Origin of the sequence: Paenibacillus sp. NPDC056579 (genome assembly GCF_042793215.1) — a bacterium.
Lineage (GTDB): Bacteria > Bacillota > Bacilli > Paenibacillales > NBRC-103111 > Paenibacillus_S.
Map to the genome: position 1 here is coordinate 1,173,747 of NZ_JBHTVD010000001.1, position 13,775 is coordinate 1,187,521.

Consider the following 13,775-nt stretch of genomic DNA (forward strand, 5'->3'; position numbering starts at 1 on the left):
ATTATAACGAAAATAGCGTATGCGAAAAATTTCAACACCCAAGCCTAGTCGTATCTTTATGTGATATGGTTCTCAGGATAGTTGCGTTGGCGAAACTGCTCCAAGGTTTATTTGAACTAACGTACCCTTTAGTTTTTGTTTTTCAGGTTATCAAGAGAATCAAACGATTCAGCAATTGTCTGTACTTGTTCTTCCGACAAATTTCTGTAATCATCTAGGATGAAATACATTCCGTTCATTTGGAATCTAAAGAATCTGTTTTTTGGTAAATTATCCTTACCATTAATCCATTCTCCAGTTACCCCATTAGCTAGTATGACTTTCTTAATTTGTACATCCTTAACCTCATCCCAAATCTTCTTGCGTTGTTCTAACGTCATGTATTTGTATTGAAGAATAAGTTTATTATCCCGATCCAAAATGGTAAGTGGATTATCTTCAACGGCTAATTTAGGCAGGTAAACATTCTCTAGGCCTTCTTTTTCCATAAGTTCTGATATTTGTGATAACTGCTCATTCGTATATTTTATGGCCTCTAGTTTCTCAGATTGACTTGGACTTTGAGTATTTGGCGGAGAAAGAGACGATGGTTTATTGTTGTTTTTAGCTTGTGCTGGGTCAGCCGGTGCTTGAGCGTTTTTCTCTACGTTATCCTTCGAACACCCACTTAAGATTAACACTCCAATAAATACAACCGGAATAATAATTTTTTTTGTTTATCCATTTGCGGAACCTCTTCATATCGTTCGTTATAAATATTTGACTAAAAATAGATATTAAATGTTGCATTCCAATTATTAAATAAATACTGCCCGTCACTAGTAAATAAAGCTGCCGTTCAACACAGCAGGTCTGTCATGATGATAATTATTGAGTTATCGTACCCGTTAGCGCAATGGTTCTTTGAACTATTAATATTCGCCATGAGCCAAGTTGTCAGAAACATAAATAAATGAGTAGCTACTTGTTAATATTAATGATGTGCTTATTAAGCACAAAAAAATTTTACAAAGGAGTCAAAAATGACTACCCAACAATCAAATCAAGCAAACAATCAAGCTAGTAATGCAGTATCACAGTCTCAACCAGCTAGTAATGCAGTATCACAGTCTCAACCAGCTAGTAATCAAGCAGCAACTTCAGCTAAAAATGAAGCGACACAAGCTCAGACTGCTGGTTCTACAAATCGTTCTGAGCAGAATTAGGTGGGATGCATGAAATGTGCTTATTGTGATAATTTCAGGCAGTTAAAAGGGAAAGAACATCGATGCTATGTATGCACTATAATTAAACCTTTGTCTCGTATGGGTCATAAGTAAAAAGTCCCCTCTAATGAGAGGACTTTCTGGGCTGTGGAGTTCCGATCCTCTCCCATTAAACTTAATAACGCACCTTTCTCACTAGGTTTCCAACCTTGTATGATTGCCTCCGAAATAATTAAAGCTATTTCAGCAGGCATCACGATTTTATTATTGAGTAATTCAACATTCGGAAACTCCACCCAAAATTCGCATCATGCTTATGCCGTTAGAAAATTAGATCAGGAGTTCAGTGGAGTTAGTTACATTATTCTTCCACAAAACGTCTGTAACGCAATAAGAGAATCTCATCGTTCTTTTCTTCAGTTGTTAGATATTGAACCCAATAACGCTCATATTCTGTCAGAATTTCTAAACGAGTGTTATTAAATTCTTGAATGTCCTCATTTAATTGGCCTGTGGGTAAACTATAGCTTCTAAGCACTCCTGCAAGTGCCTCTGTAACAAACTTAATATAAGGTTTATACACATCAATACTAAATAAGTAAAAATCGCTAATTATTGTTGCAGCGAAACCGCATTCAAGCTCCTCAGAGAAAAGTTCAAAACCTGTATGTGGATTTAATTCTTCATTTATTTTTAAATCATATCTATTAGCAATTTTTCTAAGTTCCTCTAATGACGGTACTGTTTCTTCCGCTGGCGCCATATTATTACTCCTTAAGTTTGATCGTCTTCCGCCGTTCCCAATTGATCTATAGTTCGCCGTTAGCGCAACGAAATTCCTCTTTTTTACAGATAATATCGGTGATCTTATAATTTGAGAAGCCTAAATATGAACCAACATCGAAAAGAAAATATTTTATTTTATCGTACCTTTTACTTTTTCAAACGGACAATAGGCTGAGCTAGCACATAGCCTGATGAAGGCATCCCTCAACGGTAAAGTATTTTTTAGCTTTGTATATCGGGTCTATCACGGCAGCCTTCCCACCCGTGTCAACCCATTTTTTCTTAAAGATATATCCCGTTCAGCAAAAATGAGTCATCTGCAGTACTTCCGATAAACACCCAATCCATTCTTGCCCTCCTCACTCTGAGCCAAATTCTAAAAATTAAATCCCCCTTTAGCCGGATGGTGCATTTTTAGAATTGAGATTAAGCTATCGTACCCGTTAGCTTAGTTTCCATATTTGTCGGTTCTTACAGGAATGCCATTTTCTTTGTGATTATTGAAATAATCTTCATAAGTAAACGAGCTGACTACTTCAATTTTTTAGTATCTGGATTATTTTCAAAAATGACAAGTTGTTCCCAACCACTCCCCTATGAATAACATTCTATTAGGTTTAATTTGTATTACTTTTCCACCTTGGTTATTAACATCTACGTTTGGTGCTGGTGATTGAATATATTCCTTATTCCTCAATTTAAACGCTATTACAATCAAACAAGCTAAAATTCCTAATAAATAGCTTTTGTGAAATTATCATTTGTCATTATCTACTCCACCCTTCTTCCATCAACCCGCCCATATAGTACCATATATTGGAATCCCTATCTATATCTTTATAGGTTCAGATTTTGCTCATATTTTGTACAGTGAACAGTATCGCAAATAAAAACGCTATTGCGCTAAACTCCCGAAATTATAAGGTCAGACGCGATGCAGTGACTGGGTTGTATATTCCGATCACTGAGCAATGGAAAAGGCTGGAGCATTATCGGCCGCAGCGAATGAAATCCATTCCACAGGCGCCATTCCAAAGCCATCTGATCTGCCTTGACATGTATGTCAGCATGCTGCTGCATTACCGAGAGTATCTTAACGCTGCAAAAAAGTAGAGGCATCGAGAACATGGTATTAGTGCCGTTTTTTTGGCAAAATCCAGGAGAAACGTATGCCTATCTGGCTGGTATGGAGCAGCTCGGTAAATATTAGGAAGTTCCCCCTCCATTTAACAAAATTTAATGTGAAATCTATTGTAAAAACCATTTTTTTGAAGTACAATACCAAGGAGAATGATTGAAAAAATCATATGTTTGATTTCTTCGATCATAAATTGCATATTTTTCGGATGGAGACGATGAGAAAATCCGGATGTGATACTTTCGCTTAGGCGGTGTATTCCTATCCGTTTTCTCATCGTTTTATTTATATAACAGAGGAGGAGCAGGGCGCAATGATAAGAAAGAGCTATGCTTGGATGATGGCAGCGGCAGTCGGATCCTTACTAACTGGGTGTGAAGGGGGATCAGGCAAAGAACCGTCCGCGGGCGTCGAGAACCGCCAGCTGGAACCGGTCACTTTGAAGCTGTATCAGAGCGGAAATTATTTGTCAGCGCAAGATTTTAACGATCTGATCCAAGAGCCGCTGAAAAAGAAGTACCCGCACATAACGATCGAGAACGTCGTCACCAAAAACGATTTGCCTGCACTGATCGCCGCCGGAGAACCAGCTGACTTTTTCGTTACATGGAACGGTAATATGGCAAGTTATAAAGACTTGGGCGTATATGAAGATATGACCGCTCCGGCCAAAAAACAACAATTGGATTTGGCGCGATTCGATCCCCAGGCGTTAGATGCGATCCGGTCAGTATCGGATCAAGGCGAGCTGTACGCTTTCCCGTACTCGGCCAATTTGAATGCGCTTTACTATAACAAGGACATATTCGACAAATTCGGTGTACCTTATCCGAAGGACGGCATGACATGGGAGGACACCATTGCCATAGCGGCCAAATTGACCCGCGCGGATAACGGCGTTCAGTATAAAGGCCTGGATGTCGACGGCGTGGCCCGCTTGACCTTTCCGCTTTCACTAACCAACGTCGACGTGAAAACGAATAAGGCTGCTGTCAACAGCGAGTCTTTCAAAAAAGCGTTCGATATCGGCAAGCAAATATACTCGATACCAGGCAATACCTTGGATAAAGGCGGGGCTGCATCCTGGAACCGGTTCATCAAAGATAAGACGACGGCGATGATCGCGACCGTGAACTTGTTTTTGCGATTCAAGGAAAATCCAGAGCTGAATTGGGACGTCGCTCAATTCCCCAGCTACAAGGACAAGCCGAACGTCTACGGTATGTATGACCTGCACGTCGTAATCCCTCTCAAAACAAGCAAGCATCGAGACGACCAGCTTCGTGTCATGGAAGTGCTGTTCTCCGAAGAAGTGCAGACGACCATGGTCAAAAAGACGGCGAAAGTGTCCGTATTGAAAGATCCGAAATATGCCCAATTGTTCGGACAAGATATCCCTGAGCTCAAGGGTAAAAATATAGCCGGAATATTCAAAAGCAAACCGGCGCCGTCTCCCGCCTTCTCGATACACGAATCCAAAGCTAGCGGCCTGTTGAATACGGAGTATGAACATGTAATGAACAACACGAAGGACGTCAATACCGCGCTACGGGATGCGGAACAAAGCATCAACCAATACATTTTGACGCAAGCTGGCAAGTAGTCTATTTACAAAAGGCGGGAACCCAATGAAGGCACCGAAATATATCGCGCATCGGGGACTGAGCATGCACGCTCCGGAAAACACGGTCCCATCGTTCGAACTGGCCGGCCGTTCCGGTTTCTGGGGGATCGAATGCGATACGTACTGCACGACCGACGGTCGTTGGATCGTTCATCACGATCGGACGGTCGACCGGATGACTGATGGGAGCGGGATGGTAAAAGATTTTACATTCGAGGAAATCCGCAAGCTAAACATCGTGGGGGGGCATTGCATCGAAGCGTATCCCGGTCTGCAAATCCCTACATTGGAGGAAGTGCTGGCCGTAAGCGAATCATACGGTATGCATGTGTTTATAGAAATCGAACAATATCATCGCGATACGGATCTGGAGCGGCTCGTGCAGCTTGTCGGCCAATGTGGTATGCTCGCACAGTGCAGTTTCATCTGCTTTAATGCCGACGATCTGAATAAAGTACGAATGATTGACGGCGATGTGCAGCTCGGTTACTTATCCGCTAAAGCGCCCGCCGCCGCAGACATGGAGCTCGTCCGACGATTGAAGCCGTCGTTTCTGAATTACTCCTACAAAACTGCTACGCCTGAGGAAGTAAGAAAGCTTTCAGAGACGGGGATCGATATATCCCTATGGACGATTAACGATAGGCAAGAAGCATTGCCATACATAGAGGCAGGGGCCACCTATGTTACGACGGATACGATTTTAACGGATAATGGATTTCAGCCGGATAAACAGTACTTCCCCTAGTAGAGTGCTTTCCTTAGTAAAAGCTGATTTGAATATTGCATTAAGATACTCCAGCTATGCAGGATTAGCTATTTTGTTATTGGCTTGCCCCCGACTCTATTCGCGTGGATATTACCAAAGAAGGAAGTGAGTCTTTAACAGAACCCGGTAAAGCTCATCTCTTGTGTGAATGGATATGTTTTTCCCGCCTCAGATGCAGCAGCATCAGGATCGCTGATCCCGCAAAGGCACCAGATACGAGCCATACGGGAATTCGCGGATCGAGATTGTACGCCCACCCGCCGATAATACCAGCCGGAGACGTCAGGAGCAGGATAAGCACGGACAACATGGAGAACATCTTCGCCCGCTTCTCGTCGTCGATCGCGTTCTGCACGGCGGCTTCCAGATAAGGCGAGCTGATCATCAGCCCCACCGCCGCCAAAATCGTGCTCAACCCGATCCAGACTAAATTGGATGTTGGCCACAGTACAAGCATCACATTGGAGATTACCGACAGGATGAACCCCGCCATCATGGAGCGGTTCGCCATATGCTCGGGAATCTTAGGCATCAGTAGCCACAGGGTTAGCAACATGATGACCGAGGACAACGCCGGGAAAAGCGATATCAACCCACTCCTCACATGAAGATAATCAGCCATGTAGAGCGATAGATACGTCGTTTTCATTGTGGCCTGGAAATTGAACAGGATATATACGCTGAAGATAAGCACGAGCGACTTTCTCAATAAAATGTCGCGGATCGCCCCTCCATAATCGATCAGGCTTTCCTTCAGGCAGAGCTCGCGGGTCTCCCGCATTTTTCTCAGTCCGATTTCAGTTTCGCGCGTCGTCAGATGCCGTCCCACGAACTGGAAGGTCATCATCAGAAACGCCAGCACATACATGATGCGGACGCCCGGCACCAATCCGTAATAGTCCACCAGCAGCCCGCCGAGGGGGGCGAACAAGCCGCCGATTACGCTAATAATCTGCAGTAGCGTGAATACATAGGTCCGATCGGCAGGCTTCGTGTCCTCGACGATCAGGCAGTAAAACGCCGTATGAGGCACCCGCTGAAATCCGTTGATGAGCGCGGCGGTTAGGAAGAACCACACGTTTTGCGAAACTGCCCACAGGATCGTCGCCAGACTCCAGCTGAGCAGGTCAAAATATAAAATGGCCGATTTGCGTCCCATCCGATCGGTCAAATAACCGCTGATAAACGAAGAAAACACCTGGACGACCAATCCGATGGTGGTGATCCACCCGATGCTAGTCTCGGCGATGCCGAGCTCGAACATATACAATGAGGCATATGTACTCACCATACTGTACGGAATGAGAAAACATGGTTCAAAAGCCAAGCAGCCTCTGCTGTTTCCCTTTAAACGCTGGAATAATAGACGCGACATACATTTCCTCCGGATTGATGAATGAAATAAAGCAAAGTGGGGCCGTTGAAAAACTATGGTGAGAGCGGTCACCAACACCTACAATAGCTGGATATGGTAGAGATCGTTTGTCGATACGTACCACTGGGGGTAGATAAAACTCTGTCAGAGGAATGAATGCCTCTTTCGAATCCTCAAATACATTGAGGCTGAATTTACTGTTCACTCCTTCCGGACAGTATACAAAACGAAGCCATTTCTTTCCCTCCTCCCCATCTTCATCTTCGTAAAAAGTGGACATTTCCGTTTTCTAAAACGTTGCTCTCTCTAACTCGGAAACCTCTTAACCGTCCTAATGTCCCATAAATTCCTTAGAAGCACAGTATTAAAAAAACATAAAAGCTGGGCTTAGTTACGTGCTGCCATTTTCGGGTCTGTGCTAAGAGTATTTTTTGGGGTAGCTCAACGCGGCTGCCGATCCATGCCGGCAGCCACCTCTCTATTTTTATGGAGCTATCGTACCCGTTAACGTAAAAATACTTCTGATCATTCCTAGGAACTAGGTTACAGCAATTGACCCGCCATAGAAACGCGATTACTTAAACTGCAAATATGGAGGCTCCGCACCATTTCCTCCTTTGGCTCCCATGCTTCCGCGGCTGACCTCATAGATCATCTGATATTGACCGTTTTCTTCACCTTTATGCCAACGTTCCGTAAACACCACATTATAAGTCTCCTTCCGGGCCGTTTCCTCTACTTTCGTTTCCCGCTCAACGTCATAGCCGCCAATTTTCAACTTAACTTGGCCCTCTTCTTTGGGAAACCGGTCAATAGTAGTGCCGTTACCGGAAGTGGCAAATTGTACAGCATCTTTTGCCGTAAATGGCGGCTTTGGCGGTGATGTCGCATAGATCGCACCAGCGATGAGAACAAACAGGAGAACAGGGACAGTGAAGGAGATCAACCGGGCTTTTATCTTAAGGCTCGGGATGGCACGAACGATGATTCGATCGCAACAGAAGAAAAGGATAGCTGCGACTCCCCCCATGATGCTGAAAAGTGAAGATTGAAGTACGAAGCCACAGCAAAACCCAAATGCGACATGAAGCAAACCGGATACTAACACCTCACCTGGGCCTTTCACTTTTAACCTCGCCGCAGCTGCTTCGAGGAGAGAAGAAACTAGACTTCCGTAGAGAAAGATGGTGGGAACTGCGTATAACGCAATCATGAAAACCCAAGACATATAATTTCCAGCCGCGTTCCAGCTGGCTCCTCCTAACACTATGTTAGGAAAGGACACCCAAAGAACAATTGCCCAGGAAGTAAAATAAGCGACTACCAGCTTGCGAACAAGCATCTGCCGTAAGTCCGACTGCGTCAAAAGATCACCCCATGAAAAGCTGCTAAAATAATAGTCTTTCAAAATAAATATATAATTGTTTTTTGAAGGAAACTGCCCGTTACCTCCACAAACGAACAAAGGACGCCTCGTAGGAGCTCCTCCACTATCTTACCCATTAGTTCAATCAGTTACCAGCATACCCCAATACCTTTCCTTTGATAGTGGCAACAGGCAAAGGACCAAAGATTTGACTGTCAATACTTCTCCACCACGTATCACCCATAACAAAGAGATGCCCTTCAGGAACTTTAACCTTATCCATTCCCATGTTAAAGTATTCTTTCATGGTCTTCAGGCATGAATCTCCGCATTGAGCTGAACCTGGCTTATTGACTGTCTTAAAATACTCTTCTTCTTCGAGTCCCCAACTGAGAGCCTTACCATAGAAGGTATCTAACCTTTTATCATTAACATAAACTTTGCCTTTTTTTATTTCAATTTCTTCCCCTGGAAGAGCTATAACCCTTGCAATATTATACTCGGGCGGATTTAGTTGCGGATATTTGTTATTATCAATTTTAGGTGTTTTATAGTAAATCACATCGCCCCGATTAATATCGTTTTGATTGAAATAGTTCGGGTCGACAGCTATTTTTCCTTTGTCTTTGGAGTTATATTCTAAGTTCCTACGTACCATTCCATCGTTATGATTTTCAATAGCGATAAGGTCCTGTGTCATTACAACTATCTTTGGCGACTCTTGAGTGATTAAATCAGTAATGCTGTACTCTTCGCAACCTATAACGAATAGAGAAAGGAATACAATCGCAATTGATTTCTTCATTGAGAGTCCCCCTTACTTTCATAATTCTCATTTATACGGAGTGTTCCTCAGTAAACCCCAATAATTTCCTGAACATCTGTTATTATCAGAAATGTTCAATCCTTAAAGAAAATGAAAACGAATGGCGTTAATCTGCCCGAATGTTAAAATAATATTTCCTCAAAATCTCGTCCACTGCCCAAAAAATGAATGAAATAATTGTGGAGGCAACTAAGAAATATAGGTCGAACATATTGAATTCAGTTAGATAAAATCTTGAATCAAGAACCATAATTAAACAAATTCCAAAAAATAAATGAACAATTAATGAAAAGAATTCTCTTCTTTTGCCCCTAACCTGATTGTTTAATATATCGGAAAGCATTGATATAGGAATCCCGTATATAAGTGTAACTGGGATTGCAATTATATAAGTAAAGATTAACCCAGGTATTTCCTTTATTGTACTTTCTTCTATGAGCATAAAACAAATTCCCACAATCGGAGCAGATATTATAATGGTACAAATAAAAGCCAATAATTTTCTTTTAAACACATAATTCCCACCTTACACATTCATCTTTTAAGCAATGTTATTCAGCTAACCTGAAAAATACCGATTCAGAATGTAGTTCATCAAAGACAAGGCAGTACTTTCCATATTTAACGGCTGTAATCAAGGTTTTGTTGCTGTAAACTGCCATAGATCAATGAAAAAAAATGCCCCATAGCAACGGGCTACAGGGCTAAGGTTTTTATTTAAAAGGGGGGTCAACTCTTATTATAGGCTATATTTATTAATGCAAGGTAAAATGATGATTTCAAGTTTATTACAAATTACTGTCAATCTTGTTATTGAAGTAATCTGCCCGTTACTTTAATGAACATCAAATAGAAGCTGTCCTATGGACAGTTCCAAACTATCGTACCCGTTAGCTTAATGCCAATTCCCACTTAGCACGGCTTCTAATGGATGAATGTCCTTGTCCCCCGACAATATCACGACGCAACCAATTTTGAGGCGGTGGGGGTAAGACCAGTCCGCCCAATGAGAAGTTGTGTTTTTTGCTCTTTGTATAATAGTTTCGTACGGCTTATTAGAGCTTCATTTACATTCGATGATACCCAGCAGATTAGGTGTATCCATCAACGCGGCACACGCTGCGAGCCAGGCGGGGTCTTCAGGGTAGAGCGCTGTACGGAGATAGGACCAGACGAGCGCTCGCAGCGCAGCCACGCGCTCGGGGTTTTCGTCGGTCGTTTCCTTCGCGTCGTACGCGGCTACCCCGCCTAGCCCATGCTCCGCTCCGAACAGCGTCAGCAGGCATTTGGGGCCGGGCTCAGGAAGTACGCATCAGAGCGCCAATCCTTGCGATCGGAAAACGCGGGGCTCCAGTCGTTATCACCCACGACGACGAGGGCTGGCGTTGTCATTGTGGCGAAGCTAGTTGTCTTCAAGACTGGGTAGTGCTCGGTTGCGAACGCACCGAGGTCCTCACCTTTGCCTGGCGCAGCCAACAGTACACCCACCTTGATCCGAGGGTCGGCCAGATTCACTTCCGTCCCGTCGACCGGATCAGTAACCCCCTGACCACACATCATGCCTACCGTATGCCCGCCCATTGAATGCCCGACTGCGGCGATCCGGCTTCGGTCTATGCGCCCACCGAGCCCCGGAACAGCAGCCTCGATCTGGTCAAGGTGATCGAGAATGTAGCGCATGTCCTCGGCTCGGGACCGCCAAAACAACGGTGCCTCTGGGTTATACGATTCACGCAGGCCCAGCGCCTTCGAGTCCAAGTGAGTGGGCTGGATAACGACGAAGCCGTGAGCTGCCCAGAAGTTTGCGAGGGGCCCGTAGCCGTGTAGGGATGACACGAAGTTCGAAGGCCCATGGCCGTGCGATAGAAGAATCACGGGCAGGTCGCTCCCCGTCGAGGGCGCGGAGACCTTGATCTGCAAATCCACAATCCGACCCGGGACCGAAAGCACAACGGGGCTGAAGGTTATAACAGGAGTGGAATCGTTGACAGGAATACCGGCAGCTTCAGTGAACGGCTTGCTCATGGAACGCTCTCCCTTTGGATTAGCCTGCATTAGTAACACTCTCCTTTTTTTAGGACCATCCTATTTTTAGGATGGTCCCTTCTTTGAGATCGCTGTGAACAATTATTCTTACTTGAATTCAATTCGGCCTAACGGATTGGTACTCTCTTCCAGAGCTTTGCGGGCTTCTATCCAGCTGGAATTGTCGAGGCCGAGCGCATCGCGAAGGTACGACCACGTAAGCTGCCGGAGCAAAGCAACTCGTTCGGGGTTCTCGTCCGTCGTCTCCGCGACGTTGTACCCGGAGATTCCGCCAAGTATATGTTCTGCCCCAAAGAGGGTGAGCAGGCTCTTGCTGCCCGGGCTCAGGAAGTAGGGGTCCGTGAACCAGTCAGGTCCCCGAGTGGACAGGTGGGATTGGTCATGATCCCCCGCGACCACAAGAGTCGGCGTCCTCATCTCAGAGAAGCTCGGGTGCATGAATGGGAAGTGCTCTGCCGCGAACGGAGTCAAGTCAGCTCCACCAAGGCCAGTCGTGGAAAGCAATACGCCCGCCTTGATCCGCGAGTCGGACATGTCCTCTCCCGGTTCGCCATTGGCATCGAGGACTCGCGCGCCGAGCAGCATGCTCACCGTTTGGCCTCCCCAGGAGTGTCCGGCTGCGGCAATACGGCTTCGGTCGAGACGTCCGCTGAGGCCTGGAACGGAAGCTTCAATAAGATCAAGTTGGTCAAGGATGAGCTTCAGGTCTTCGACGCGGAAACGCCAAATCAGTGGTGTACGGGGATCGTCAGGGGGAAGATTCAGCGTCCTCGAGTCGAGATGGGTGGGTTGAATGACCACGAAGCCGTGAGCAGCCCAGTAGTCGACTAACGGACCGTAGCTGTCCATCGACCAACCAAAGCCTTGCGAGAAAATAATAATAGGCAATTGGCTACCCGTCGCTGACGCTGATACCCGCACTTGCAAATCCTCACCACGACCCGGGGCCGATAGTACTACCGGCTTAAACGAGATAACTGGAGTAGACGTACTTACGTTCATTTGCATAATAGATGTTCCTTTCTTGGTCTTCTCAGCATTAGTCTAGTTGACGTATCAACCTCAAACAACAGTATCATATTGTAGTTGACGCGTCAACCATGCTATAATGATTCCATGAATAAGAGCGAACTGAACGAAGAAGAAATTCAATTATGGTATAAGTGGAAAGGCACCTTTCACAGCATCTTCGGTCGCGTAATCAAAGAGATGTCCGATCAAACCGGACTATCAGAGAGCGATTATGGAGTACTGGATCGGTTAGACCTTCTGGGGGACGGCAGCCTTCGCCAACAGGAGCTGGCCGAATCCATGGACTGGGATAAGAGCCGATTGTCGCATCATCTGACGCGGATGGAGAAACGCAGGCTGGTGATGAGGAAGCCATTAGACAACGATCGCGGTGTTCAGGTCATCATTACTCCCATTGGCAAATCAGCCTTAAATGATGCCCGTCCCATCGTCTCCATGGCCATACGCAAACATTTTCTGGATCAATTAACCGATCAAGACGTGGAGTCGATTACGAAGCTGGCGGAAAGAACAAAAAAAGGATCTGCTGCATCTTATAATGCCCCAACGCCATGACCGCGTATTTTTAAGCCCCTTCCACCAAAACGATGGAGGGGGCTTTTGCTTTCCAAAAGCAAAATTCCCTCCTCAAGGTACCGCAACATTCTCTGGCTTTAAAAGCAAGCAGTTTCTATTAAAAATCTTATAATACACGCTTCAAGTTCCGTGAGGTGGCGAGAAATGGAACGAAAATAACGCCCAGTATAGGCGGTTCAGATGCAGACAAATTCCTTTGATCCTATGTGGTTATTGAAGATAACTGCCTTTTAGCTTAATGACAGAAAGAGCAGCTGCCGCGGCGGCAAACTGCTCCTAGATGGGATCTAAAGTACCCGTTAGCTCAATCAACTTTCTCTTTTTGAGCCTTTTGAGGTTCTCTAAACGAACCGAAACTGCCTGTAATAAGCCCAATCAACCCAAAAGTAAATCCATATCCGGAAGACTCTTCAAAAGCCAACAAAACAATTACTCCGAATAGTATAATAAGTACACCTAAAAGTTGAACTTGAAGAGCACTTGGGTTGATAAAGTCCAATATTACACATACATAAAAGATTGCAATAACTATTAGAGTTAGAACGATTAGAAACACTAAGCCAAAACTAACCATCTTGACCTCCTCTGAATTCAAACAAATGCTTTCAACCACACCATTTCCTTAAGCAATCTTCTTAAGTATATTCGCCTTTGGACCAAGTATCAGTTTCTATTTACCCAGCTATTCTCACTATCCTGCCTTTAGCTAAATGAGGCCGCCCGATTAATCCGCGGAAGCCCAGATGTAATGTCGATCTATCGTACCCGTGAGCTCAAAGAAGTATATTATAGATTTCCAAGTTTTTTTAATATAAATGGTACCGAAACTAAGGCGATACCTGCAAGAACAAATAAAGAACCGTGGGCAATAAGTGAGGGTGTGGTTGCAGTTATAAGCATTCCTAGCTCATATATTGCTTCCCCGCGACCCTTGGTTGACAAAACAACAATTCCTTCTTTGATAACGTACAGCCCAATGAGTGGTATAAGCCATAATAGTTTTTTCAATGATAAAACGCCTCCATTTGTGGT

At 44.7% G+C, this 13,775-nt stretch carries 14 protein-coding genes; 4 read left to right on the top strand and 10 right to left on the bottom strand.

Annotation, left to right across the window (positions count from 1 at the left end; genetic code table 11):
• Window positions 1-128: 128 nt before the first annotated feature.
• Window positions 129-680, bottom strand: coding sequence for a hypothetical protein (locus ACFQ88_RS05325; RefSeq protein WP_379452660.1), 552 nt, complete (start codon window positions 678-680; stop codon window positions 129-131).
• A 342-nt stretch (window positions 681-1,022) separates the two neighbouring features.
• On the opposite strand from ACFQ88_RS05325, the gene ACFQ88_RS05330 reads away from it, so the two are divergent.
• Window positions 1,023-1,205, top strand: coding sequence for a hypothetical protein (locus ACFQ88_RS05330; protein WP_379452662.1), 183 nt, complete (start codon window positions 1,023-1,025; stop codon window positions 1,203-1,205).
• A 361-nt stretch (window positions 1,206-1,566) separates the two neighbouring features.
• Here the strand turns inward: ACFQ88_RS05330 and ACFQ88_RS05335 are convergent, their stop codons facing one another.
• Window positions 1,567-1,968: a hypothetical protein gene (locus tag ACFQ88_RS05335; RefSeq protein ID WP_239624263.1), complete on the bottom strand. Its 402-nt coding sequence runs from the start codon at window positions 1,966-1,968 to the stop codon at window positions 1,567-1,569.
• Window positions 1,969-3,442: 1,474 nt separating this feature from the next.
• Here ACFQ88_RS05335 and ACFQ88_RS05340 point away from each other — a divergent pair.
• Both ACFQ88_RS05340 and ACFQ88_RS05345 read left to right on the top strand, forming a co-directional pair.
• Entirely contained in the window at window positions 3,443-4,732 is a 1,290-nt protein-coding gene (locus ACFQ88_RS05340) for an ABC transporter substrate-binding protein (protein ID WP_239624265.1), read from the top strand.
• Window positions 4,733-4,757: 25 nt separating this feature from the next.
• Window positions 4,758-5,501: a glycerophosphodiester phosphodiesterase gene (locus ACFQ88_RS05345; RefSeq protein ID WP_379452665.1), complete on the top strand. Its 744-nt coding sequence runs from the start codon at window positions 4,758-4,760 to the stop codon at window positions 5,499-5,501.
• A gap of 154 nt (window positions 5,502-5,655) precedes the next feature.
• Here the strand turns inward: ACFQ88_RS05345 and ACFQ88_RS05350 are convergent, their stop codons facing one another.
• The 6 genes from ACFQ88_RS05350 to ACFQ88_RS05375 form a co-directional block, all read right to left on the bottom strand.
• Window positions 5,656-6,897, bottom strand: a complete 1,242-nt coding sequence (locus tag ACFQ88_RS05350; RefSeq protein ID WP_379452667.1) for an MFS transporter — start codon at window positions 6,895-6,897, stop codon at window positions 5,656-5,658.
• A 574-nt stretch (window positions 6,898-7,471) separates the two neighbouring features.
• The gene (locus tag ACFQ88_RS05355) at window positions 7,472-8,362 is read right to left on the bottom strand and encodes a hypothetical protein (RefSeq protein ID WP_379452669.1); all 891 of its coding nucleotides are present in this window, start codon (window positions 8,360-8,362) and stop codon (window positions 7,472-7,474) included.
• Window positions 8,363-8,408: 46 nt separating this feature from the next.
• On the bottom strand, window positions 8,409-9,068 hold the full coding sequence (gene lepB, locus ACFQ88_RS05360; protein ID WP_379452671.1) for a signal peptidase I: 660 nt from the start codon (window positions 9,066-9,068) through the stop codon (window positions 8,409-8,411).
• A 127-nt stretch (window positions 9,069-9,195) separates the two neighbouring features.
• Window positions 9,196-9,603 (bottom strand): hypothetical protein, encoded by a 408-nt coding sequence (locus ACFQ88_RS05365; protein ID WP_239624277.1) that lies wholly within the window; start codon window positions 9,601-9,603, stop codon window positions 9,196-9,198.
• A gap of 761 nt (window positions 9,604-10,364) precedes the next feature.
• Window positions 10,365-11,114, bottom strand: coding sequence for an alpha/beta hydrolase family protein (locus ACFQ88_RS05370; protein ID WP_379452674.1), 750 nt, complete (start codon window positions 11,112-11,114; stop codon window positions 10,365-10,367).
• 108 nt (window positions 11,115-11,222) lie between these two features.
• Window positions 11,223-12,143 carry an alpha/beta hydrolase family protein gene (locus ACFQ88_RS05375; RefSeq protein WP_379452676.1) on the bottom strand — a complete coding sequence of 307 codons (921 nt, stop codon included), beginning with the start codon at window positions 12,141-12,143 and terminating at the stop codon, window positions 11,223-11,225.
• Window positions 12,144-12,251: 108 nt separating this feature from the next.
• Between ACFQ88_RS05375 and ACFQ88_RS05380 the strand changes: the two genes are divergently transcribed.
• Window positions 12,252-12,722: a MarR family winged helix-turn-helix transcriptional regulator gene (locus ACFQ88_RS05380; protein WP_379452678.1), complete on the top strand. Its 471-nt coding sequence runs from the start codon at window positions 12,252-12,254 to the stop codon at window positions 12,720-12,722.
• A gap of 325 nt (window positions 12,723-13,047) precedes the next feature.
• Here the strand turns inward: ACFQ88_RS05380 and ACFQ88_RS05385 are convergent, their stop codons facing one another.
• Window positions 13,048-13,317, bottom strand: a complete 270-nt coding sequence (locus ACFQ88_RS05385; RefSeq protein ID WP_379452680.1) for a hypothetical protein — start codon at window positions 13,315-13,317, stop codon at window positions 13,048-13,050.
• 212 nt (window positions 13,318-13,529) lie between these two features.
• Window positions 13,530-13,751: a hypothetical protein gene (locus ACFQ88_RS05390; protein WP_379452682.1), complete on the bottom strand. Its 222-nt coding sequence runs from the start codon at window positions 13,749-13,751 to the stop codon at window positions 13,530-13,532.
• Window positions 13,752-13,775: the final 24 nt, after the last annotated feature.